This is a genomic window from Candidatus Epulonipiscium viviparus (assembly GCF_030708075.1).
Lineage (GTDB): Bacteria > Bacillota > Clostridia > Lachnospirales > Cellulosilyticaceae > Epulonipiscioides > Epulonipiscioides viviparus.
The window spans coordinates 2,302,531-2,325,125 of the sequence record NZ_CP117982.1; the positions used below are offsets into that span (position 1 = coordinate 2,302,531).

Consider the following 22,595-nt stretch of genomic DNA (forward strand, 5'->3'; position numbering starts at 1 on the left):
TCCTAAAATTACAAAGGGTGGAGGGATCGCAGTGAAGAAGATTCCAGTTGCAGAGGCAGTGGGAAGTATTTTGTGCCACGACATTACGCAAATAATACAAGATGTTACCAAACAGGCCATCTTTCGAAAAGGGCACGTGATAGCCGCAGAAGATGTTCCAGTGCTTCTGTCTCTTGGCAAGGAAAATATTTATGTGTGGGAAGCCGATGAAACCATGATGCACGAAAACGATGCTGCAGAGATTTTATACGGCTTTTGTCACAACGAAGGTATCGCCAAATCAGAAGTAAAGGAAGGCAAAATCGAAGCAATAGCAACTCGCGACGGCTGCCTAAAAGTGGATACCACCAGACTACTAAATCTCAATCTGGTAGAAGAAATTATGATCGCAACCATTCATTCTAATCGCTTCGTAAAGCAAGGCGAAAAGTTGGCTGGAATGCGCGTCATTCCTCTTGCTATTGCAAAAGACAAAATGGAAAGCCTAGCAAAAATGGTTGGAGAAACGCCACTGCTAAATCTAATCCCTTTTAATAGGAAGAAAGTCGGGATAGTTACAACCGGTAGCGAAATTTTTAAGGGTAGAATTACAGATAAATTTGGTCCTGTAATTCGAGAAAAGTTGGCGCCTTTTGGATGTGAAATATTAGGACAAACTATTACAGACGATAAGGTTGCTGACATAGTTTCGGCAATAAAAGCGTATATAGAGATGGGCGCAGATATGGTTGTGTGTACTGGCGGAATGAGTGTGGATCCCGATGATGTAACCCCCAGTGCAATTCGCGAGGTTGGCGCAGAAGTTATTTCGTACGGAGCTCCCGTTTTGCCAGGAGCCATGTTTTTGTTAAGCTATTTAGATGGCAAACCGATTTTAGGGCTTCCGGGATGCGTTATGTATTCCAAAGCTACGATTTTTGATTTAGTGTTGCCAAGAATTATGATCGATGAAAGGCTAACCAAATTGGATCTTGCGATTTTAGGTCATGGCGGCTTTTGTAATAGCTGCAGCACATGCAATTACCCCAGCTGCGCATTTGGAAAATAAAGACAAAGGATGGAATTTAATTATGCTAGAGTTAGAAGATGCAATCACCACGTTATTAGCAAACACCACAGAGACAGCGGAGGAGACATGTCCAATATCCCGGTCAAATAAACGCATTGCATCAGTGGCAGTCGCGGCCCCCATGGCAATTCCGCCGTTTAATCGTTCTCCATTGGATGGCTATGCTTTCATGGCAACAGATAGTGTGGGGGCAACGGCCGAAAATCCAAAACAGCTCCGCGTGGTGACAACAATCTATGCGGGCGATGCTTATGAAGGAACAATTCGATCTGGGGAAGCCGCAAAGATTATGACGGGCGCACCAATTCCGGCGGGATGCGACTGTGTAATTCGCCAAGAAGATACGAACTATAAAAATGATGTTGTTGAAATATATGAAGAGCTTACTGCATTCAAAAATTTTTGCTATGCGGGCGAGGATATTAATACTGGATCCACAATTATTACAAAGAACGAAAAGTTAAACGCAATCAAAGTAGGTGTATTAGCAAGCGTGGGGATAGCCAAAGTTGCAGTTTACAAGCGAGTTCGCGTTGCTTTATTATGTACCGGGAGTGAGCTTGCCGATGTAGGGGAGCCTCTTGCTGCTGGCAAAATTTATAATAGCAATAGGTATATGATCGAAGCAAGGCTAAAAGATTTGGGGGCCGAAGTAACGGTTCTAGAAAATATTGTAGACGATGAAGAGGCAGTTGCCGCGGCGTTGGTCGCAGTAGCAGATAGCGTTGATATTATCGTAACAACTGGCGGAGTTTCGGTAGGTGAGCGAGATATTATGCCGGCGGCATTTGAGAAAATGGGAGCCACGCAATTGTTCTGGAAAGTCAAAATTCAGCCGGGAACTCCCGTGTTGGCGGCAAAATTGAGGAACGTATTGCTTATAGGGCTCTCTGGTAACCCATTTGCGAGTCTTGTTAATTTCGAATTATTGGTTCGCCCAGTAATTGCACATGCTGCACATGACCCGAGCCTAAACACAACTACTGCAACGGCAATAATGGCCAATACGTTTCCCAAGAAGACGACAAAGAGACGGTTCGTAAGAGCAATATACGCAGATGGGCGAGTTTGCTTACCCGATAATCATTCTGGCGGTTCGCTATATACGATGAGCGTCTGTAATGGGTTGGTCGAGATCGCGGAAGGAACAAAATCGTTGGTAGCGGGAGATAGAGTAAATGTGATATTGCTATAATATAATTGGGAGGAAGATTCGATGTTTACACACTTTGATGAGAAGGGAAATGCCGTTATGGTTGATGTTTCGGCAAAAACAGAGACGAATCGAGTGGCTGTCGCGCAGGGAACAATCTATACAAACTCGGCTGTCTACGATGCGATAACAACAAATCGTATTGAAAAAGGAGACGTATTGAATGTTGCGCGAGTTGCTGGGATAATGGGCACCAAAAAGACGGCGGAGCTGATACCGATGTGTCATCCGCTGTTAATATCAAAAGTTGCGATCGACTTTGAATTTGATGCTGCCGCGTTAGCAATAACAGCCTTGTGCACGGTAAAAATATCGGGTAAAACGGGAGTTGAGATGGAAGCGTTAACTGGGGTCAGTGTTGCATTACTGACGATTTACGATATGTGCAAAGCTGTTGATAAAGCTATGAAAATAGGAGATATATTTTTAGTAGAAAAGCAGGGTGGAAAAAGTGGAAACTACAAAGCCTAATGTTATTGCAATAAGTGGTATAAAAAATTCTGGCAAAACAACGTTAATCGCAAAAATTGTGGCAGCGCTTGCGTCGGAGGGATATAAAGTTGGTGTAATAAAGCATGATGGGCACGAATTTGCCGCAGACCATCCGGGAACAGACAGTCATAAAATAAAGATGGCAGGCGCCGATGCTGTTATGGTTTATTCTGCAACAAAGCTGATGCTCGTGAGGAATCTCGATGAAACGGTAGCGTTTGAAGACTTGCTAAAATATTATGCGGACATGGATTTGGTCATTGTAGAAGGAATGAAGCATAGTAGTTTGCCAAAAATCGAAGTGGTGAGCAATCATGCTAAAGCTATATGCACAGCGAATGTAATCGCAATTGCAGCTCCAGCTTCGGTTGCCACAAACGCCGCGAACACACCTATTATAGATCGCAACGATGTGAACGCTGTACTAAAATATATCAGAAAATTTATATAAAACGAGGTGATAGATCTGATAGACAAAGAGCAACGAGTTATTAATTATTTGAGACTTTCTGTGACGAATCGATGCAATTTAAAATGTGTTTATTGCGTTGGGGCAGATAAATTTGAAGCCAAGTATTTGACTATAGATGAGATTGAACGTGTAGCCAACATCTTTGTCACACTGGGCATTACTAAGGTAAAATTGACTGGTGGTGAGCCGTTGATTAGATCAGATTTGGCAAATATTGTCAAACGATTGCGTTCTGCAGGGATGGTTGAAGTGACCCTAACAACCAACGGGCTATTGTTAGAGCAAAAGTTAACGACGCTGATTGCGGCCGGGGTGACTGCAATAAATGTGAGCTTGGATGCGATTGACGGGGCAACGTTTGAGGCATTGACAGGAGTTGCGGCAGTAAATAAGGTAATGCAAGCTGTGGAGGCTTCGGCAAAAGTTGTACCAACGAAAATTAATTCTCTCCTTATAAAAGGTACCAATGATTCTGAAATTGTACCCCTTATCGAATTTGCAGCCAAGGCGGGAGTTGCGATTCGGTTTATCGAGCTGATGCCCATAGGTTGCGGAACGATCTTTGAAGGTGTTGGAGCGGATCAGGTGAAGGATGTAATCGCATCGAAATACGGAGAGTTGGTAGCATACGAAAAGCAGATTGGCAATGGGCCGGCTAAATACTTTTGGATAGAGAGCTTGGGAATTGCTCTCGGATTTATCAATGCGTTGAGTGATTGCTTTTGCGACAAATGTAATAGGATCAGATTAACTGCAGATGGATTTCTAAAACCTTGCCTACATTTTGGTCAAGGACTTGATGTGTACAAATTATTTGCATTATCTGATATAGAGATACTTGAAGAAATTCGTAACACTATATATAATAAACCTATAAAACATCATTTATTGGAAGGTATTTCTAATGAATCTAAAATGATGGTGCAAATAGGAGGTTAAAATGGGCAAAATTGTTAATTTATGTATAAGCGAAAATCGTGGAACAAAAAAAACTTCGGTTGCAGAAGTAGAATTTGTAGAAGACTACGGAATCAAAAATGATGCACATGCAGGTGATTGGCATAGACAAGTTAGCCTACTTGATGTTGCTAAAATAGAAGAGTTTAAACGAAAGGGCATTAATATATCTGCAGGAGACTTTGGCGAGAACGTTATAACTGAGGGAATTGACTTTAAGCAATATCGCGTGGGGACATTATTTAAAATTAACAATGCGATATTAGAAATCACTCAGTATGGCAAGGAATGTCATACCCGTTGTGAAATTTTTGATCAAACGGGAGAATGCATTATGCCAACCGAGGGAGTGTTTGCTAAAGTTATTGAAAGCGGGACAGTTGCAGTGGGCGATGAGATAGTAGAATATAAGCCGCTCACAGTTGCGATTTTAACAGCCAGCGATGCTTGCTCGAGAAATGAGCGTGCAGATATGAGTGGTGAGGCCGTTAGAGAAATTGTAGAATATGAAGGATTTAAGGTTGTCGACAAAGTTGTTGTTGCAGATGAAATAGCGTTAATTAGTGCCCAGTTAAAAAAATGGTGTGACGAAACAAAGGTGGATCTAATTATAACAACCGGGGGGACTGGTTTTTCGGTTAGGGATGTAACGCCAGAAGCAACGCTTGCAGTGATTGAGCGCCAAGCTCCTGGAATTACAGAGGCGATGAGAGCAGAGAGTTTGCAAGTTACTCCAAAGGCGATGTTAAGCCGAGCGGTTGCGGGCATTAGAGGATTGACAATTATTGTTAATGTACCCGGCAGTGTAAAGGCTGTCAGAGAAAATTTGATGGCCATCATCGCCACGCTTCCTCATGGGATAGCAATCCTCAAAGGGTCTGTAAAAAATTGTGGTGAAGCATAATAGGTAGCGGAGGTTTAGCGTGATGCTATAAATTTTTGCAGGTCTGCTGGAGTGTTGATATTGGTGAGGGAAGCAACTTGCGCATCGGGTAAATCAACTATTGTTGCATCAGAAAATAGACTATATAGGCGATAATTTTTGGCGGCAATCTGTTTTTCTATTGCAGGAAGTAAGCGCTTAGAATAAATAGCGCCCAGGGGATATAGTCGTCTAGAATTATCTTGAAAAACAACGGCTGGGGCTGCTGGCGTAATTGCGTCGTACAGCAGCTGCGCTACTTGGGCACTAACAAGAGGCATATCGCAAGCGGTGACAAAAACATACTCCGTTTCTAATTGTTTGAGCCCGCTATATATGCCACCAATTGGACCGATATTTTTGTATTCATCCTCTATCAAATTGTAGGCTAAATTTGTAGCCAATGAGTTAACAGAAACATAGACCGGTGCAATTACTGCCAATTTTGAGGCGATAGAATCTACAAATGTGGTTTGATCTACCGTTAGAAACCCCTTATTAAAGCCGTTCATTCGCGTGTTGCGACCTCCCATTAAAATTAAGTTTGATAAATTGTTGTACATAAATATTTCTCCTTTGTAGATTTTATTATTATTTTAACCGTGATAAATTAAAATAATTTATGCTGTAAAAAAACTTTTTGAGTTTTATAATTGTGTGATATATAGCATATAATAGAATTAGGACATGTCATTGTGTTCGCAAGATGCATAAATAAAGATATAAGGAGGATTGTTAATGACAGTAACTCAATCAACTTGCAATATTTGTTCGTTGGCTTGCAATTTAGATTTTCATGTAGAGGGTGACAAGATTGTTCAGGTTTTGCCTACCAAAGATTATCCGGTAAATAAGGGGTTTTCGTGTATAAAAGGCTTGATGATAGCAAAGCAACATAACGTCTTTAAGCCGTCTCCACTACCAAAGATTCGAAATGAAAATGGCCAAATGGAAGAAAAAGGATGGAAGGAAACTTATAAATACTTGACAGACAAGTTATGGAGAATTAAGGAAGAATATGGAGGAGACAGCATTGCAGTTATTAGCACGGGGCAACTGCCGCTAGAGGAGATGGCAATTTGTTCGCACGTGTTTCGAAATTTTCTGCGAGGAAATGTTGATGGAAATACCAGATTGTGTATGGCAACATCGGTTGTAGCTTATAAACAAAGCTTTGGATTTGATGCGCCTCCATATACGCTAAATGACATCGAGTTATCGGATGTAATCTTCTTGATAGGTGCTAATCCGGTTGTTGCTCATCCAATTTTGTGGGATAGATTGCGTACCAATACACATAAGCAGCTGGTGGTGATTGATCCAAGACGCTCGGAAACTGCAGAGAAGGCGGATTTTCATTATGCGGTAAATGCGAAAACTGATATATATTTGTTTTATGGATTAGCCAATTTGTTAATCGAAAGAGATGCCATCGACAAAAAATATATCGAAGAGCATACAGAAAATTTTGAAGGATTTAAGGATATAGTTAAAGATTTTAGTATAGAGATGGTGGCCGAGAAAACTGGGTTGGCTGTTGCGGATATCGAGAATATGGTATCGCTAATTCAGAATGGCAAGAATGTATCCTTCTGGTGGACGATGGGTGTTAACCAAAGTTACGAGGGGGTTCGCACCGCACAAGCAATTATAAATCTGGCACTTATGACAGGAAATATAGGACGACCTGGAACTGGTGCAAACTCGATTACTGGGCAATGTAATGCGATGGGGTCTCGCGCGTTTAGTAATACTGCAGGATTGTATGGAGGAGGAGAGTATGACGACGCAGCTCGTCGAAGAGCCGTTTGTGAGGCCTTGAATATCACGGATAAACAGCTAATTGATAAGCCTACTTTGCCATACAATGTAATCATGGAAAAAGTTACATCTGGAGAAATTAAGGCGCTATGGATTGTCTCCACTAACCCGCGTCATTCCTGGACTAATAACGAAACGTTTGCTGCAGCAATAAAAAAGCTCAAATTATTTGTGGTTCAAGATTTATATGATGATACAGATACAGCCAAAGAGGCAGGAGTATTTCTTCCGGTTGTGCCGGGAACCAAAAAAACAGGAGTATATATTAATACGGAAAGACGTCTATCGGTAATGCTTCCGGTTCTTAACAAAGCGGAGAATGAAAAAACCGATTATGAAGTTTTCTACGAGCTAGGTAGAGAGTTGGGCATGGGTAGAATGCTAGACTTTTGGAAAACTCCAAAGGACGCCTTCGAAATCATGAAACAATGTTCTGCAGGCATGCCATGCGATATAACGGGTGTTACTTATGCGGCGTTGGCGGGCTCTGCTGGTATTCAATGGCCCTATCCAGAAGGGGCAGTACTAGATTCTGATGAACGCAGACTGTTTGAAAATGGACAATATTATACTGCAAATAAAAAAGCGCGATTTATATTTGACAAGCCTGTAGATAATCCACTTCCTACCACGGCAAAGTTTCCGTATACGTTAAATACGGGTAGAGATACAGTAGGACAATGGCATACACAGGTTCGTTCGCGCGAGATTGCGTTGGCACAAGATTCGTATAGCAAAGAGGCGTATATATATATACATCCAGATCTTGCAGCGAAATACGGAATTGCTAATAATGAGAAATTTTTGGTATCATCGATAAATGGCCAATCAGCTAAATTTTTAGCAAAGATCAGCGACGCAGTAAAAATTAATCAGCTATACGCACCAATTCATTATATAGAAACCAACAAGCTAACGCCGTCGTTATATGATCCGTTCTCAAAGGAACCTTCATATAAGACCACGCCTATTGCTATTACAAAGATATAGAAATGAATAGAAAGGAGTTAAACGAAAATGCGAAGAATTAAAATAGACCGTTCAAAATGTATCGGATGTTTAACCTGCGTTACTGCTTGTATTATAAGCCACGACAGCCTCGATGCGCGCAATCGTGTTGTAATTGATACCAATCAAACATACTCTCCGATTTTTTGTAGACACTGTACAGAACCCGAATGCGTATATACCTGCATGACCGGTGCTATGCATAAAGATAATGTAACCAAATTTGTGGAATACGAAAAAGATCATTGCGCTAGTTGCTACATGTGTATTATGGCGTGTCCATACGGAGTTTTAAAAAGTGATGACATCACGCATCAAGAAATAATGAAATGTGATATGTGTACACATCGTGTAAATGGACCAATGTGTGTAGAAAAGTGTCCTATGCAAGCAATTACGCTACAGGAGGTGTTTGGATGAGATATGTAGTTATTGGCGCGTCGGCAGCAGGAATTAATGGTGCAAAACGCTTGAGGGAATTAGATCCAAAGGCAGAGATTGTTCTTATATCCAAAGATGACGCTATTTATTCACGATGTATTTTGCACCATTATATTGCAAAACACAGAAGTCTGGAACAACTAAGATTTGTGGCACCTCGATTTATAGAAGAGCATCAAATTACATGGCTTAAGGGAGAAGAAGTGATAAAGCTAGATGCTCAAGCTAAGGTGATCGCAACAAAATCTAATAAGACCCTTTCGTTTGACAAGCTACTCATTGCAGCTGGAGGGCATGTACGATTTCCCGATATTCCTCATTTAAAAGAGGCAACCAATGCGATAGGGCTTCATAGTTTATCAGATTGCGCCGCAATTATAGATGCAGCAAAGCGCGCAAAAAGTATCGTCATAATGGGTGCCGGGCTTGTGGGAATAGATGCAGTAACCGCATTTTTGCCGCAAATCAATAAGAAGAATATTACGTTGGTGGAATTAAAACCTCACTTGCTTGCCATGCAACTAGATGCCAGAGCAGCTTCAGTATATGAGAAGGCATTTGCAGATGCGGGTGTTAAGCAAATTTATGATGTAAAAATAGACAGTCTAACGGTAAATGCTAGAAATAAGATCAAAAAAATTCAGCTGAGCAACGGCGAGATTTTGCTATGCGATTTATTGGTGGTTGCATCTGGCACTGCGGCAAACGTTGACTTCTTAACTGGGAGCGGCTTAAAAGTAGATAAATTTGGATTGGTCATTGATAAATATGGACAAACTTCGCATCCAGACATATTTGGGGCAGGAGATATAACAGGGCTCCACCCCATCTGGCCAGTTGCAGTTAAGGAAGGGATCATTGCAGCGAGTAATATGTTTGGCGTGTGCAAAGAGTTAGACCACTTCTTCATCAGCAAATCAACGATGAATTTTATGGATATTCCAACGATGTCACTGGGTACTCCAAATATAGAAAATTGTGAAGTATTGATCGATGAAGATGGCAAGGGAAATTACAAAAAGATTGTACACAAAGATGGCAAAATTGTAGGTGCAATTCTCCAAGGCAATTTAGATTATTCAGGAGTGTTGACCCAGCTGATTGCAAATAAAATCGATGTAAGTAAAGTAAAGAAGCCAATTTTTAAAATCAATTATGCCGACTTTTTTAAGCAAACTAAAGATCTCGAATTTATATATAAGCTAGATTAAAACGCAGTATTCAAATGACTTGCTACAGCGGAGGGTGCTGTAGCAAAAACAGGATAATAGGAGAATTTTATGAAACAATTAAAAAACATTGCAGTACCATTGCTACCTACTATGGTTGGTGTTGCAACTCTGTCAAACGTATGGAATATTATGGGATATACTTGGATTAGACACATCTGCATGGTTGCAGGAATATTTGTAATAGTTGGGTATGTAGGCAAAATTATCTTTCATTTTTCGACCGTCAAAAATGAGTATAATCAAGTGGTGCCGTCCAGTCTATATGCAGGCTTCACGATGCTTATGATGATCATTGGTAGCTATCTGTTTCCGTATTCAAACATTCTCGGCAAAAGTTTATGGGCAATTGGGCTAGGATTACATACAGTCCACCTAGTATTATTTGTTTACAAAAATGTTATCAAAAAGTTCGATATAAATACTTTTGTACCTAGTTGGTTTGTAACCCTTGCTGGAATCATGGTATCAACAGTTATTGGAGGGCCGATGAACGAGCCACTTGTAGGCAAAATCGTGGTATGCTATGGATTTATCCCAGCATTTATAATTTTGCCAATAATGATAGTGCGTCTTATAAAGTATCCAATAACCGATGGCCCGTTGTTTATGACAAAAGCAATACTAGCAGCACCATCAAGCCTATTTATTGTCAGTGCAATTAACGTCTTTGCCAATCCATGGCCAATATTAATATACACTATGTACATTGTGCTACTGGGAACTTTAGTATATATTTTGATCAATATTCCAAAATTTTTCTCGTTTGAGTTTCATCCTGGTTTTGCAGGGGTAACATTCCCGTTGGCAATAGCCTGTGTTGCGTCAAATAAGATGATTGGATTTTTAGCAGGGCAAGGCTTTGGTGACCTGAGTGCTGTAGTAAACGAAATCTTTGGCATACAAGTATATATCACAACAGCGATAGTGGCATTTGTACTATTTAAATTTACCATGATGATACCTATTCCTCATTTTAGAAGACTACATGGAAAATAAAAAGTTGCTCGTGAAATTAATAGAGTTATAGAGAGTTACTACCTATTAATTTTCGAGGGCATTATTCTATTGTATAGGTGGAATATTTTTTTCGTTGGCAATTCTTTCTTTGATTATTACTAAGTTGGCCGACTCAGTAGCACTACGAATGCGCGAGAGAAGAAGGTTAACAAGTTCTTGGGTTGTCTCAGAATAAGAGGCATAAGTGTAGCACATAGGAGGATGCATAAGACCACTAATATCAGAGCAATCATGCCCTATAATGCATATTTTATCTAAAAGATTGAGTTTGGATAATTCTGTCCATATGGTTATGGTTTGCCTATAAGAAAGGGCCACAAATGCAGTAATATCAGGATGTGTTGCTAGCAAAACCTTAATTTTCTGCGGATTTGTCATTGGCGCATTGGCTGCAAATACCAGCGACTGGTCAAATGGCAAATTTGCTTGTTCATATGCTTCTTTATAGCCGATAATGTCTGGGCTGATATCAATATTTTTAAAGCCAGCCAACATAGCTATTTTTCTGTGACCTTTCTTAAGCAACGCGGCTGTAGCTGTTCGCGAAATTGATAGCAAGTCAGGCATTACATGATCAAACTTCAAATTGGGGATGATGTGATCAAACTTATAGTCTAATAGCGTGTGTGAATATATTACAGTTGGCAAGGCGCTTTCCTTGATAATTGTATACACGTCCAAGTGATTGGTAAATGCTATTAGCCCGTCTACCCTATTGATCAAATGCGTTATGTGCTGCGTAAACGTAGCTTCATCAGTGCTATGTTCTAAAACAATCATGTGATATCCTTGTGTCTGCAATTCTCGTTCTAATAGGGACAGTAAATTCATTATAAAATGATTGGTGAATGCAGAAATTAAAACTCCAATATACATAAACTTTTTTGTCTTAAGAGCCTGCGCCGTGCTGTTAAATTTGTAATTTAGTTCTTTGATAGCCACATCGATTGCTTGCCTCTTCTCTTCTGATACATTGGCCTTTCCCGATAAATAATTAGATACAGTGCCTAGACCAACTCCTGCTTCCCTAGCCACATCTTTCATTGTAATGGCCATAATACCATTCCTTTCTGCAAATAGTTCAATTTTATATAAACACATGATTGACAAATTTGATGAATATAATACATCTAAATTAATTTTTTTGCTAAAAACTAGGGAAATCAAGGGTTATGAACTAATGTTTTTGAAACGTTTCGTATAATTTTAGTAATATATCGGTCTGTAATGTGTAAAATTGCATAAATTACCTATACATAAGCAATTCCTCATGCTATACTTGCCCAAAAACATGAAAGGTGGAATTTCTATGGATGAATTATTATCTCCAGCTATGGTGGATTTGATAAATGAAATAGAAGTAACTTTTGCTAATGCGCCAAAGTTGGTTAAGATGTTTAAACAATGCTATACCAATACGCTAAGTACCACTGTGACGTTATTGCCTGATAGAACAACCTATGTGATTACGGGCGATATTCCTGCTATGTGGCTGCGCGACTCTGCTTGTCAGTTGCGACCATACTATATTTTGGCGGCAAAAGATCTGAGCATCGCAGATACTATAGAGGGTTTAATTAGACGTCAGATGAAATGTATTTTGCTAGATCCATATGCCAATGCTTTTAATAAGTGTGACAACGGAAATTGCTATGCACAAGATGAGACTGAAATGAGTGGTTGGGTTTGGGAGCGCAAGTATGAGATCGATTCTTTGTGCTTTCCTATTCAGATGGCATATCTACTTTGGAAAAACACCGGGCGAACTTCGCATTTTGATAATATGTTTGTAGATACTGTAAATGTTATTATGGACACTTGGGTTGTAGAACAAAATCATGAAGAAAATTCACCTTATTCATTTATTCGTAGAAACAGTTATTTTACCGAAACCCTCTCGCGAGATGGCAAAGGAGCTCTTGTGAAACCAAATATAGGGCTCACCTGGTCGGGATTTAGACCTAGCGATGACGCGTGTCAGTATGGCTATCTCATTCCGTCGAACATGTTCGCTGCTGTGGTCCTTGGTTACGTCGCGGAGATAGCAGAAGTAATTTCAAACGATGCCCTGGGCGCGCGTGCCCTTTCATTGGCAGAGCAGATCAAAAACGGCATAGAAACATATGGAATAATTAACCATCACACCTTTGGCAAAGTTTATGCATATGAAGTGGATGGCTATGGTCAGTACAATCTAATGGATGATGCAAATGTGCCGAGCTTGCTATCGATTCCTTATTTAGGATATAGATCGTATGAAGATGAAGTCTATCAAAATACGAGAAAGATGATTCTTAGTGATGCGAATCCATATTTTTATAAGGGCTCTGCTGCCAAAGGCATTGGTAGTCCGCATACTCCGATAAATTATATTTGGCATATATCCTTGGCAATTCAGGGGTTGACAAATCCCTCTCGAGAGTATAAGAAAAAGATTCTCAGCATTCTTGCCACGACAGATGGAGAAACTAATATGATGCATGAAGGTTTCGATGTAAACAATCCTAAAAAATTTACCAGAGAGTGGTTTTCCTGGGCCAATGCTATGTTTTGCGAATTATTGCTAAGCTATGGCGGGTACAATATAATTACATCTTAGATAGCAGCAAAAAAGCCTCTTGAGATATAAAATATCAATGAGGCCTAATTGCTACGGTATAAAAATTTGTACGTCATGAGTTTTGCAGTAGGCTTGATATTCTTCGGGCAGAGGTTTGTCTGTGACGATCGCGGTCATTTCTTTAATATCAGCCAACTTATACAACGATTTTTTGTCAAACTTGCTATGGTCGGCAACCATAAAAACTTGTTCGGCAATGGAGAGCAAGATGCGATTATTCTCAACCTCCTCTATGGATGGGTGAGTTATTTGGTGATCTAAGTTGATTGCACTAACACCAAAAAAGCATTTATCAACACTAAAATTTTTGAGGTAGTCGTGAGAAATAGGAGTAAGAACCATTCCGGATTTGCCTCTAACTTTGCCGGCGGGAATATACACTTCCATTCCTGCTATCACAGAGGCTCGTGCAGCGATATTTATATTTGCTGTCACAATAGAAAGTGGAGCCTTTTCTTCCAAATAATGTAATATGCACTCCATAGTGGAGCCAGAATTCAATGCTATAACGTCGCCAGGTTGTATAAGGTCTGCGGCCACTCTTGCAATAGCGAGTTTCGCCTCGATATTAGCTTCTCGTTTTTTTAGAATAGTTTCCTCAACAATAGGTGATGAATGCGACTTTAAATAGGCTCCACCATATACAATTGAAATGTTAAAATCCAGTGCCAAAGCTTTGAGATCACGTCGAATAGTTTCTTTGCCCACTCCATAGTGTAATGCCAACTCTAATATATTTACCGAACCTTTTGTTTTTAGTGCGTCTAATATTTCTTGTCTGCGTGCAATAGAAAACATTTCGATCACTCCTTTTGTAACGCAATAGCCTATCTAATTATATAGCATCCAAATAGTAGGTTACTTTGCATTCCGCAAAAGCATCTTTGAGAATAGCATAAGCAGTGGGCTCAAATACCAAAATTTCTGCGGCGTTAGCCTCTTTTATATCGCGAATGGCGTCAGCCTTGATTGCCTCAACGATTGCTGGTGCCGTACCATACAAAGTATACTCTGCTGCAATTGGCTTTTGCCACATGGTAATTTTATTCGCTCGAGCATTGCCTTCGAGTAGTGGAATAAATTCTTGAGAGGTTCGCACCTGAACGTTTGTTTCGGCAGGTGTTAAGTTGTTGATTAATTCCGAGTTCATAAGGTAACGCGTATTAAAGCTACCTGCATATACATAGGTTCTGGCTGAAAGATCAATCGCATCTATTATCTCTGGCAAATATACTACTTCAAAATTAGGCTCGATGCCAACTTTTTTAACGAATGTTCGTAACATATATGCCGTCTGTGCGGAGAGTACCAAAACCTTTGCAACATTCAAAGAATTATATTTATCAACAAGCGCCTGAAGATGGATCGTACCGAGATCCACAAGTCCGTATGCGAAATAATCAAATCCAATTGCCTCCGTCTCTGCTTTGTTGGCAAATGCCAATCCAGTTTTATTACAATAATTGGCAAAAGAGGTTGCTGCACTAGCGACAGAAGCGGTGTTTGCATCTAGCAAGATTGCAGTATCAGAAGTTGTATCTACCGGGAGATCCCAAGGTATAAAAGTTGGCAGCGGAGTTGCAGTAAACGCGGCTGTTGCCGGAGATTTATAGCCCTTTTCGAGTAGCATGGCCCTTGCCAAAATAGTAACGTCGGTACAGTTTTCTGGGCACTCACCAAAATTTTGCCATCGCTCGCCTTGCCTAGATAAAATACTGGTAAATATGATTTCTCCAGCATAATCAGAAAGCGGCATCTCATCTTTAAAAATAGCTCGTGCAATTTGTAGCATACGAGATGGATACTGATGCATCATGCGAGTTGCCCTAAACTCAGGAGAGTAACAAACAGCCTGATCCATGTGAATAACCTGCTGATTGAGTTCTTGCGTATAATTTTCTAATTTAAAGTTTCTCATAATCCAAGCACTCCTTTATTAACTAATCCTTTGGGATCAAGGGCATCCTTAATCGCCTGCATAACTTCGATACCAGTTTCGCCGTGTTCACCAACGAGATATTTAGCCTTCGCCTTGCCGCTTCCATGGTGGTGCGAAACATTTCCTCCATATTTGAGACTGGTAGAAATGGCAACTTCCAAGCATTGCTCATATCGCTTGGCACCCTCAAAGTCGTCGCCACCTGTTTCGGCATGAAAAATAACATAAACACTCGCACCTGCGTGATAAACATGAGAGAAGTGACAGTCGATACCAGTACAAAGAGGTTCTAGAGCCTTGCGCATCTCTCGCCATACATTAACGATGCAGTCCCAAGGAGCCGCAACCTCTATGGCATCTGCAGTTCCTCCGCGCATAGCATCGTGGTCGAGCATCTTCTTGGTGGAAAATCTAGAGTGAAACCAGTGCTCTCCGGCTTCGGTTCCCTTGCTAATTCCTCCATGTGCCAAGCAATATTCAGCAACCAATTCTCTTTCCAAATCCACTTGTTTTGCAAGCCCCTCATATCCTACAATTAAAATCACATATCCCTTTTCGTAATTAAACTTTTCGATGCGCGGAATTGCTTCTTCTTCATCATAAAGTCGAATAACAGCCGGGCGGACGTTGTTCTGGATAAAGAGTCTAATCGCTGTTAGCGCAGAAACTGTATCAGCAAAAGTAAAGGCTTCGAAATATCTTTTTTCTGCAACAGGATATATTTTTAATTCTGCCGCAGTAACGATTCCATAAACGCCTTCAGCTCCCAAAAACAGCTGATCGAGTTCGGGGCCTGTAGATGCTTTTGGAGTTGTGTGGCTGGTATATATATGTCCATTAGGGAGAACCACTTCGAGCGCATGGATCATATCATCCATTTTTCCATATTTGGTAGAAAACGTACCTATTGCTCTAGTAGAAACCATTCCTCCGAGCACCGCACTTTGGAAAGACTGTGGATATTGCCCACAAGTAAAGCCTCTCTCGTTTAGCAAATTCTCAAAATCGGCACCGGTCAGTCCGGCACCTCCGCGAGCCGTTCCGTTAATCTCGTTAATTTTGAAGTCACGCAACCTTTTTATATCAATCATAACTTCTTCGTTTTCGGCGATACTTCCGCCAACAATTCCAGAGCCACCTCCAAAAGGAATAATTCCGATTTCAAATTGTTCAGAGAGCGTCACAATAGCTGCAACCTCGGCAGTATTATTAGGCATTAATATTGCAGACGGAAGATAAGGGTACGGCCCTTGCAGCAACCACTTATATTCTAGTGGATAGCATCCATGGGCATATACTAGCCTATCCTCCATTCGTTCTAATATTGTTACATCGGGTAGATCTTTTCGTATTTGGTCCAAAAACGGACGCACATTTTCTTTTCTCATTATAACAATCCTTTCTATGGGCTTATCTCTCAGCCTTCGTTGCGTTGAATCATATTTAAGCAGCGGCGGACGCGGTCGGTCCAAATTTTATATCTATCTTCTCTATCTGCAGAAGACATGTCGGGTACAAATATTTTGTCCACTGCCATTGCGTTTTGCAAATCCGCTTCGGTCCAAAATCCTGTATATAACCCTGCCATTTGTGCAGCACCAAGCGCTGTTGCTTCAACAGAGGCCGGGCGCAATACTTCCACATCTAGCATGTCTGCCATTCTCTGGGCAACGAAGTTATTTTTTGAAAGGCCGCCGTCGATGCGAATTTGATTAAGTTTAACTTTGGATTCGAGTTCGATTGCATTCAAAATATCTTTCATACGATAGACGATGCCTTCTAGGGTAGCGCGAACAATATGCGCTGTTGTAGTACCTCGGGTAATGCCAAACAATGTTCCGCGGGCCGAAGAGTCGTGAAACGGAGCGGATAATCCGGATAATGCTGGAACAAAGATTACGCCATTGGAGTTTTCCACACTGTTGGCCATCGTTTCGCTCTGGGCAGCGTCTTCTATAACTTCGATACCGTCTCGTAGCCATTGTACTGCAGAACCAGTAACTGATTCGTAGCCCTCGAGGGCATAAGTGATTTTATCGCCTATTTTCCATGCAATCAAGGTGTTTAAACCTTCGTTTGAAAAAATTAATTTGCTGCCAATATTGATATCGAGAAATGACCCCGTGCCATTTGTAATTTTTGCGCTCCCCGCGTTGCGACACCCTTGTGCAAACAGAGCAGCGTGCTGGTCGGCAATGGCGCCGTTTATAGGAATCGGTATGCCAAACAAATTTGGGTATGTGCAACCATAATCTCCAGAATCGTTTACGACTGTTGGATATATAGAAACGGGAACGCCCAGATAATCTAAAAATTCGGTATACCATTCATCGTTTATGAGGTCGTAGCTGCCGGTTACAGAAGCATTGGAGTAGCTGATAGCATGTGTTTGGCGACCGGTTAAATTCCAAATCAGCCAAGTGTCGATCGTACCCATTAACGCATCGCCCCGAGCTATTGCTTCGCTAATTGCAGGAACATTTTCGATATACCATTTCATCATCATCGATGTATACACAGGTGCAAGTGTCCATCCGGTGTGAGTTCTGGCTTTTTCACCCCATTCCGTTTCGTTAATTTTTTGACATTCTTCGGTGGTTCTAACATCTTGCCAAACTATAGCATTATAAAACGGTTGCCCGGTAATCTTGTTCCAAACAACGCATGTTGCACGCTGAGTGGTGATGCCAATAGACTCGATTTCCTCTGCAGGAATGCTGGCACTTTCCATTGCCTGTCTACACACCTGTATTGTCTTTTCGTAGATTTCCATCGCGTCATGCTCAACTTTGTCTTCTGCAGGAGTATACTGAGTAAATTCCATATAACTTTGAGATACGATTGCAAAACGTTTGTCAAAAATTAAAGCGCGAGTGCCGGTGGTGCCTTCATCAATCACTAAAATATACTTTTTCATAGTTTTCAACCCCTTCTATAAAACGGATACGGTCTTTGCGGAGATGATATCAACTCCTGTATCTGCTATATTTTTGACGATGAGATCGCCCTCCTTAACAGGTGCCGTCAATTTTAGTTTATACAAAATGTCTAGGCATTTTCGAAGCTGATTTTTTGGCAACGCAGCACTGCTAATGACAGGCAACAGCGGATGAGTACTGTTTTTTATCGCAACTGTTGTAGTTAGCATTCGCACTGGATTAGTGTATTCGTTTTTAGCATAGGTTTCGCCGCGTTTGCATGTGTTTCCTGCAACAGATAGCTCGCCGGCAGTATCGGTTAAGGTTAAGTCGCAACTTAGCGGGCACACTATACAAATGTATTCTTTCATATTATGCTCCTTTCGGGGGTTTTATATAGATACTACATTTACTTTTAAATCGCCAGATGCTATTGCGTTTGGAGGCAAATCAACTGCTATCATTTCGGGCGGTGTCGCAAATCTCTCGCGCTTAGAAACGATAATTTTATCGCCACACACAACTTGAACATCAACTTTCTTCATAGTTTTTCGCACCCGTAAATACAATTTTGCGTGGTCATCGCTAGCTACCAAGTTTTGCGGAAATACAAATGATACGTTATCTCCTGCAATAATTTTAAAGCTCGGCATTACAGCTCGCTCTCCACGTAAGTATTTAACAGCTCCCATGGCGGCCACTTCACCGGTCAGCGATACATAATCTACTAAATCGAATACAGCACCGACATTTCCCGCAACGAAAATCCCTTCTGCAGAACTCATCATCGTAGTATCTACAATTGGTCCTTTTGTAATAGGATCGAGCGCTATTCCAGCATTGCGACTCAATTCGTTTTCGGGAATTAGCCCCACAGATAATACTAGCAGATCGCAAGGTATATATCGCTCGGTTGATGTGATTGGAGTACGCGTTTCATCAACAGCTGCAACAGTGACTCCTTCAACTCGTGATTTTCCATGAACTGCAGTGACCGTTGTCGCAAGATGGAGGGGGATCTCATAATCATCTAAGCACTGGGCTTTGTTGCGTCTAAGTCCACCAAGATTTGGCATAACCTCATATACTCCTTCAACTTCTATGCCCTCCAGAGTCATTCGCCTCGCCATAATCAGGCCGATATCTCCAGAACCCAAGATTACCGCCTTGCTACCTGGTTTGTAGCCTTCCATATTTATATATCGTTGAACAGCACCAGCGGTCATAACTCCTGCAGGACGCGTACCCAAAATTCGTACTTGTGGACGAGTTCTCTCGCGGCATCCCATGGCCAGAACGACAGCTTTTGCTTGAATCTGAATCAATCCGTGATTTGAACTTACCGCAACAATTTGTTTATCTGCTGTAAGTTCGAGTACCATCGTGTTACAATAGACTGGAATATTATATTCATGAACCAAATCAATAAATTTTTGCGCATAGGCACTTCCGCTAAGTTGCGTCCCAAATCTATGCAACCCAAATCCATCGTGAATACATTGCTGTAAAATTCCGCCAAGCTCAACGTCGCGTTCCAATATTAATATATCACGAAGTCCCAATTCATAAGCTTTAATAGCAGCAGCCAATCCAGCTGGCCCGCCTCCTATAATTACTAACTCTACTTCTTTCATAGCAACCTCCCGCCTAGCTTCTAGTTTTTTCGAACAAAATTTTGGATGCGCCACCCTTTAAAGTAACTTCGAGTGGTGAAATGTTTAGCTCTCTTGCCAAGATTTCTAACACTCTGCTACCACAGAATCCACTTTGGCATCTGCCCATACCGGCACGTGTGCGGCGCTTTATAGCATCGACAGTAGTGGCAGGAACAAGGCCGTGTATAGCATTAACTATTTCGGCTTCTGTAACGCTTTCGCATCTGCAAATAATTCGACCATACGCACTGTCTTCTGCAATTAACGAAGCTCTCTCCTCGGTCGAACATTCTCGAAAAGCTTTTGTAAACTTGTGGTATGGACTATAGTCTGGATTTAGAGCTACATTGCCAAGCTGTGCTAATGTGAGATTTACCACTTCTTCTGCAATGGCCGGTGCCGATGCCAAGCCTGGAGACTGGATGCCGGCAACATGAATAAACCCCTTGATGCGTTTGGAAGATTCAACAATAAAATCTTCGCTAAACGTCGCAGCTCTGTTGCCACTAAAATATGTGATCAAAGTATCAGCAGAAATATTTTTGGTAAGTTCCAAACCTTTGTTCAATATAAAATACAAGTCATCGCTGTCTACACCCAAATCTTCTTTATCGGGAACTTCTTTTGCAGAAGGGCCTAAAAGAAGTGTTCCTTCGGGAGTCTCTTGAGGGCCGCCACCTTTGGTGTAATTGCTTGGAGCCTTTCCAGCAAATGTATGCAATTTTCCTTTATTTTCCTTGTCGAGAATAGCGATGGTGCCGCGTCTAGGGTGAATGGTATAAAACTCGTCTCCTGCCATTCGAGCAACTTCATCTGCATAAAGTCCGGCACAATTGATTATCACTCGAGCTTCGATAATCCCTTCATTTGTAACTGCAGACAAAATATCATCTTCTGTTAAGATGTCAAAAACCTCGGTATTCAGCCAAAACTGTGCGTTATTTTCGATAGCATTCTCGGCAAGAGCCAGGGTCACCTCATATGGCTCAACGTAACCAGCAGTGGGAGTCCAAAGCGCTCCAATAATTTCGTCACTCAAATTTGGCTCAATTTCTCTAGCACGTTCGCCACTAATAATTTCAATGCCTGGCACGCCATTTGTTACGCCGTTTTGAAACAACTCTTCTATTACTTGCATATCATCGGCATTGAAGCCACAAACAAACGAACCGGTGCGATTAAAATGGAAATCTAATTCTGCGGCCCACTTGCTATAGAGCGCATTTCCCTTAACTCCAAACTTTGCTTTTAGGCTATTTGGTTTAGTGTCGTATCCCGAATGAATCATGCCGTTGTTGGCTTTGGTGGTGCCTTCGGAAATGTCAGAAGCTTTCTCGACAACAAGAATAGAAATGTCGTATTTGCTGAGTTCTCTAGCAGCAGCACAGCCTGTCACACCTGCACCAACTATAAGCACGTCGACACTTTTGGCAACGCCTTTTGCTATATAAGGAGCAGTATCGACAGACTCTTTGCATACATCTTCGGGAGTTTTAATATGGCTTAGAACATTTTTAACTGCAGGAAGTTTAGCGGCCTTGTGGCATAAGTCTATCATTTCTTGCCAGCTACCTAAAGTTCCAGTTAAGTGTAGCGTATCATCTTCTAATGTATAAGAAACACTTTTGGGTAAAAAATCTATGGTCACTTAATCACAACCTCTCAACTTTATGTTTACTTTATGTTTACTTTATATTCATGTTATATCAACATTATATTAATATGTTTTGGTAATGTCAAGTCAAACGTTGAGTTTTTATATTTTGAAACATAAATTTGTACATTGTCAATAAATTGATGCCATATTGTTTGTATATAATTTTGGTAGTCGAGAAGCCGATTGCGTGCCCTCAACTACCAACGGTGATTAGTCGTTGATTATAAAAACGACTTCTTGAGACTGGCCATTTTCCAAATTAAAAGTTAGTGTAAAATTTTTAACCCCAGACGGAATGCCAATATATATTGGTTGCGCATAAGCAGCAGTTGCTTGGGTTTCTGCTGAAGCCGCAACAGTAGCCGGTATTAAAGTATGTAAAGTAGCCGATGCAACTTCTTCTCCAGAGAAAAATGCAACTTCAAAATCAATCCAGCCATCCAAATCTGCTTCGTATTCAACTTCAAGGTAATCGGCTATTTCTACTGTAGAAGAAATTCCCTCAGTATCAGTTAAAAACTCCTGTACAAATAATTGGGTTTGTGCAAGGGCATCTGCGATACCGGTGACCTCATCCAAGGCAAAGTCCAATTTTTGAAATTCTGCTACTAGCAAAGCTAAAATTTCCTCATCGGGCGATGCGATATATTCGGCAGCTCTAATTGGTGTAACGCAAGGATTGGTTGTGAGAACGGTTTCCTCATCGATAAGCGTGATAATATAGGTATATTGCCCGTCGGCACCTGTCGGATGATATTTAGTTCCTGCAGAGGCTTTTTGAAAATCAATATCGGTAACAATAATTTCGATATCATCATATGGCTCAATAATATTGCTCAAATATCCAGCAACGGCTGCGTGGGCAGTTTCTATATCAATAGCTTCGAGCTGAGTTAAAATTATGTTAATTTCTTCTATAATAAACATTAGCGTTTCGATTGCTGTTGATGCGACGACAGTTTGACTGGGCGGAATAATTCCAGTATCTGGGGCTTTAGTATTAGAGTATACTGCTATTCCGGTGGAAAGAATGGAACCAGCAACAAAGGGTACGGCGATTTTTTTGTTCAATCTCATATGCGAGTCACTCCTTTTAATAGTCTACATATTAAATGATATTCTCTAGACCAAAAAGTGTGCCAATTTGATAGTAGCAACAGCG

21 protein-coding genes are annotated in these 22,595 nt (G+C 41.0%); 11 read left to right on the forward strand and 10 right to left on the reverse strand.

The window, feature by feature from the left end:
* Positions 1-31: 31 nt before the first annotated feature.
* Genes PCY70_RS09580 through PCY70_RS09605 form a run of 6 tightly spaced genes read left to right on the forward strand, consistent with a single transcriptional unit; the run spans position 32 to position 5,107 of the window.
* Positions 32-1,048 carry a molybdopterin-binding protein gene (locus tag PCY70_RS09580; RefSeq protein WP_305767185.1) on the forward strand — a complete coding sequence of 339 codons (1,017 nt, stop codon included), beginning with the start codon at positions 32-34 and terminating at the stop codon, positions 1,046-1,048.
* A gap of 22 nt (positions 1,049-1,070) precedes the next feature.
* A complete protein-coding gene (locus PCY70_RS09585; RefSeq protein WP_305767186.1) occupies positions 1,071-2,264 on the forward strand; it encodes a molybdopterin molybdotransferase MoeA in 1,194 nt (397 codons plus the stop codon).
* Positions 2,265-2,285: 21 nt separating this feature from the next.
* Positions 2,286-2,753: a cyclic pyranopterin monophosphate synthase MoaC gene (gene moaC, locus PCY70_RS09590; RefSeq protein WP_305767187.1), complete on the forward strand. Its 468-nt coding sequence runs from the start codon at positions 2,286-2,288 to the stop codon at positions 2,751-2,753.
* Positions 2,734-3,225 carry a molybdopterin-guanine dinucleotide biosynthesis protein B gene (gene mobB / locus PCY70_RS09595; protein ID WP_305767188.1) on the forward strand — a complete coding sequence of 164 codons (492 nt, stop codon included), beginning with the start codon at positions 2,734-2,736 and terminating at the stop codon, positions 3,223-3,225. The genes moaC and mobB overlap by 20 nt, the downstream gene beginning before the upstream one ends.
* 6 nt (positions 3,226-3,231) lie before the next feature.
* On the forward strand, positions 3,232-4,185 hold the full coding sequence (moaA, locus tag PCY70_RS09600; protein WP_305767189.1) for a GTP 3',8-cyclase MoaA: 954 nt from the start codon (positions 3,232-3,234) through the stop codon (positions 4,183-4,185).
* 1 nt (position 4,186) lies between these two features.
* Positions 4,187-5,107 (forward strand): MOSC domain-containing protein, encoded by a 921-nt coding sequence (locus PCY70_RS09605; RefSeq protein ID WP_305767190.1) that lies wholly within the window; start codon positions 4,187-4,189, stop codon positions 5,105-5,107.
* A 14-nt stretch (positions 5,108-5,121) separates the two neighbouring features.
* Here PCY70_RS09605 and mobA read toward each other — a convergent pair whose 3' ends face one another.
* Complete coding sequence (mobA, locus tag PCY70_RS09610) at positions 5,122-5,688, reverse strand: molybdenum cofactor guanylyltransferase (RefSeq protein ID WP_010167361.1); 567 nt, start codon at positions 5,686-5,688, stop codon at positions 5,122-5,124.
* Between the two features lie 175 nt (positions 5,689-5,863).
* Here mobA and PCY70_RS09615 point away from each other — a divergent pair, with 175 nt between their 5' ends.
* The 4 genes from PCY70_RS09615 (at position 5,864) to PCY70_RS09630 (ending at position 10,623) form a co-directional block, all read left to right on the forward strand.
* Positions 5,864-7,936: a molybdopterin oxidoreductase family protein gene (locus PCY70_RS09615; RefSeq protein WP_305767191.1), complete on the forward strand. Its 2,073-nt coding sequence runs from the start codon at positions 5,864-5,866 to the stop codon at positions 7,934-7,936.
* A 27-nt stretch (positions 7,937-7,963) separates the two neighbouring features.
* Complete coding sequence (locus PCY70_RS09620) at positions 7,964-8,374, forward strand: 4Fe-4S dicluster domain-containing protein (protein WP_305767192.1); 411 nt, start codon at positions 7,964-7,966, stop codon at positions 8,372-8,374.
* Positions 8,371-9,606 (forward strand): NAD(P)/FAD-dependent oxidoreductase, encoded by a 1,236-nt coding sequence (locus PCY70_RS09625; protein ID WP_305767193.1) that lies wholly within the window; start codon positions 8,371-8,373, stop codon positions 9,604-9,606. The genes PCY70_RS09620 and PCY70_RS09625 overlap by 4 nt, the downstream gene beginning before the upstream one ends.
* 69 nt (positions 9,607-9,675) lie before the next feature.
* The gene (locus PCY70_RS09630; RefSeq protein ID WP_010167365.1) at positions 9,676-10,623 is read left to right on the forward strand and encodes a TDT family transporter; all 948 of its coding nucleotides are present in this window, start codon (positions 9,676-9,678) and stop codon (positions 10,621-10,623) included.
* 66 nt (positions 10,624-10,689) lie between these two features.
* On the opposite strand, the gene PCY70_RS09635 is transcribed toward PCY70_RS09630, so the two are convergent.
* A complete protein-coding gene (locus PCY70_RS09635) occupies positions 10,690-11,700 on the reverse strand; it encodes a LacI family DNA-binding transcriptional regulator (protein WP_305767194.1) in 1,011 nt (336 codons plus the stop codon).
* Between the two features lie 253 nt (positions 11,701-11,953).
* On the opposite strand from PCY70_RS09635, the gene PCY70_RS09640 reads away from it, so the two are divergent.
* Positions 11,954-13,243, forward strand: a complete 1,290-nt coding sequence (locus tag PCY70_RS09640) for a glycoside hydrolase family 125 protein (RefSeq protein WP_029488061.1) — start codon at positions 11,954-11,956, stop codon at positions 13,241-13,243.
* 51 nt (positions 13,244-13,294) lie between these two features.
* On the opposite strand, the gene PCY70_RS09645 is transcribed toward PCY70_RS09640, so the two are convergent.
* From PCY70_RS09645 to PCY70_RS09680, 8 genes are all read right to left on the reverse strand, one after another.
* Positions 13,295-14,062 (reverse strand): DeoR/GlpR family DNA-binding transcription regulator, encoded by a 768-nt coding sequence (locus tag PCY70_RS09645; protein ID WP_029488062.1) that lies wholly within the window; start codon positions 14,060-14,062, stop codon positions 13,295-13,297.
* 37 nt (positions 14,063-14,099) lie between these two features.
* Entirely contained in the window at positions 14,100-15,182 is a 1,083-nt protein-coding gene (locus tag PCY70_RS09650; protein WP_305767195.1) for a hypothetical protein, read from the reverse strand.
* Entirely contained in the window at positions 15,179-16,591 is a 1,413-nt protein-coding gene (locus PCY70_RS09655) for an FAD-binding oxidoreductase (RefSeq protein ID WP_029488063.1), read from the reverse strand. The genes PCY70_RS09650 and PCY70_RS09655 overlap by 4 nt, the downstream gene beginning before the upstream one ends.
* A 29-nt stretch (positions 16,592-16,620) precedes the next feature.
* On the reverse strand, positions 16,621-18,120 hold the full coding sequence (locus PCY70_RS09660; protein ID WP_010167371.1) for an FGGY family carbohydrate kinase: 1,500 nt from the start codon (positions 18,118-18,120) through the stop codon (positions 16,621-16,623).
* Between the two features lie 15 nt (positions 18,121-18,135).
* Positions 18,136-18,492 carry a DUF1667 domain-containing protein gene (locus PCY70_RS09665; RefSeq protein ID WP_305767196.1) on the reverse strand — a complete coding sequence of 119 codons (357 nt, stop codon included), beginning with the start codon at positions 18,490-18,492 and terminating at the stop codon, positions 18,136-18,138.
* A 21-nt stretch (positions 18,493-18,513) separates the two neighbouring features.
* Positions 18,514-19,755, reverse strand: coding sequence for an NAD(P)/FAD-dependent oxidoreductase (locus PCY70_RS09670; RefSeq protein WP_029488064.1), 1,242 nt, complete (start codon positions 19,753-19,755; stop codon positions 18,514-18,516).
* A gap of 13 nt (positions 19,756-19,768) precedes the next feature.
* Positions 19,769-21,424, reverse strand: coding sequence for an NAD(P)/FAD-dependent oxidoreductase (locus PCY70_RS09675; RefSeq protein ID WP_305767197.1), 1,656 nt, complete (start codon positions 21,422-21,424; stop codon positions 19,769-19,771).
* Positions 21,425-21,643: 219 nt separating this feature from the next.
* Entirely contained in the window at positions 21,644-22,510 is an 867-nt protein-coding gene (locus PCY70_RS09680) for a hypothetical protein (RefSeq protein WP_305767198.1), read from the reverse strand.
* Positions 22,511-22,595 lie beyond the last annotated feature (85 nt).

Bases quoted from the DNA above. Each gene is read 5' to 3' on its own strand.
- PCY70_RS09585 (WP_305767186.1), top strand. From the start codon at position 1,071: ATGCTAGAGTTAGAAGATGCAATCACCACGTTATTAGCAAACACCACA.
- moaC (WP_305767187.1), top strand. From the start codon at position 2,286: ATGTTTACACACTTTGATGAGAAGGGAAATGCCGTTATGGTTGATGTT.
- PCY70_RS09605 (WP_305767190.1), top strand. From the start codon at position 4,187: ATGGGCAAAATTGTTAATTTATGTATAAGCGAAAATCGTGGAACAAAA.
- mobA (WP_010167361.1), bottom strand. From the start codon at position 5,688: ATGTACAACAATTTATCAAACTTAATTTTAATGGGAGGTCGCAACACG.
- PCY70_RS09615 (WP_305767191.1), top strand. From the start codon at position 5,864: ATGACAGTAACTCAATCAACTTGCAATATTTGTTCGTTGGCTTGCAAT.
- PCY70_RS09620 (WP_305767192.1), top strand. From the start codon at position 7,964: ATGCGAAGAATTAAAATAGACCGTTCAAAATGTATCGGATGTTTAACC.
- PCY70_RS09625 (WP_305767193.1), top strand. From the start codon at position 8,371: ATGAGATATGTAGTTATTGGCGCGTCGGCAGCAGGAATTAATGGTGCA.
- PCY70_RS09630 (WP_010167365.1), top strand. From the start codon at position 9,676: ATGAAACAATTAAAAAACATTGCAGTACCATTGCTACCTACTATGGTT.
- PCY70_RS09635 (WP_305767194.1), bottom strand. From the start codon at position 11,700: ATGGCCATTACAATGAAAGATGTGGCTAGGGAAGCAGGAGTTGGTCTA.
- PCY70_RS09640 (WP_029488061.1), top strand. From the start codon at position 11,954: ATGGATGAATTATTATCTCCAGCTATGGTGGATTTGATAAATGAAATA.
- PCY70_RS09645 (WP_029488062.1), bottom strand. From the start codon at position 14,062: ATGTTTTCTATTGCACGCAGACAAGAAATATTAGACGCACTAAAAACA.
- PCY70_RS09650 (WP_305767195.1), bottom strand. From the start codon at position 15,182: ATGAGAAACTTTAAATTAGAAAATTATACGCAAGAACTCAATCAGCAG.
- PCY70_RS09655 (WP_029488063.1), bottom strand. From the start codon at position 16,591: ATGAGAAAAGAAAATGTGCGTCCGTTTTTGGACCAAATACGAAAAGAT.
- PCY70_RS09660 (WP_010167371.1), bottom strand. From the start codon at position 18,120: ATGAAAAAGTATATTTTAGTGATTGATGAAGGCACCACCGGCACTCGC.
- PCY70_RS09665 (WP_305767196.1), bottom strand. From the start codon at position 18,492: ATGAAAGAATACATTTGTATAGTGTGCCCGCTAAGTTGCGACTTAACC.
- PCY70_RS09670 (WP_029488064.1), bottom strand. From the start codon at position 19,755: ATGAAAGAAGTAGAGTTAGTAATTATAGGAGGCGGGCCAGCTGGATTG.
- PCY70_RS09680 (WP_305767198.1), bottom strand. From the start codon at position 22,510: ATGAGATTGAACAAAAAAATCGCCGTACCCTTTGTTGCTGGTTCCATT.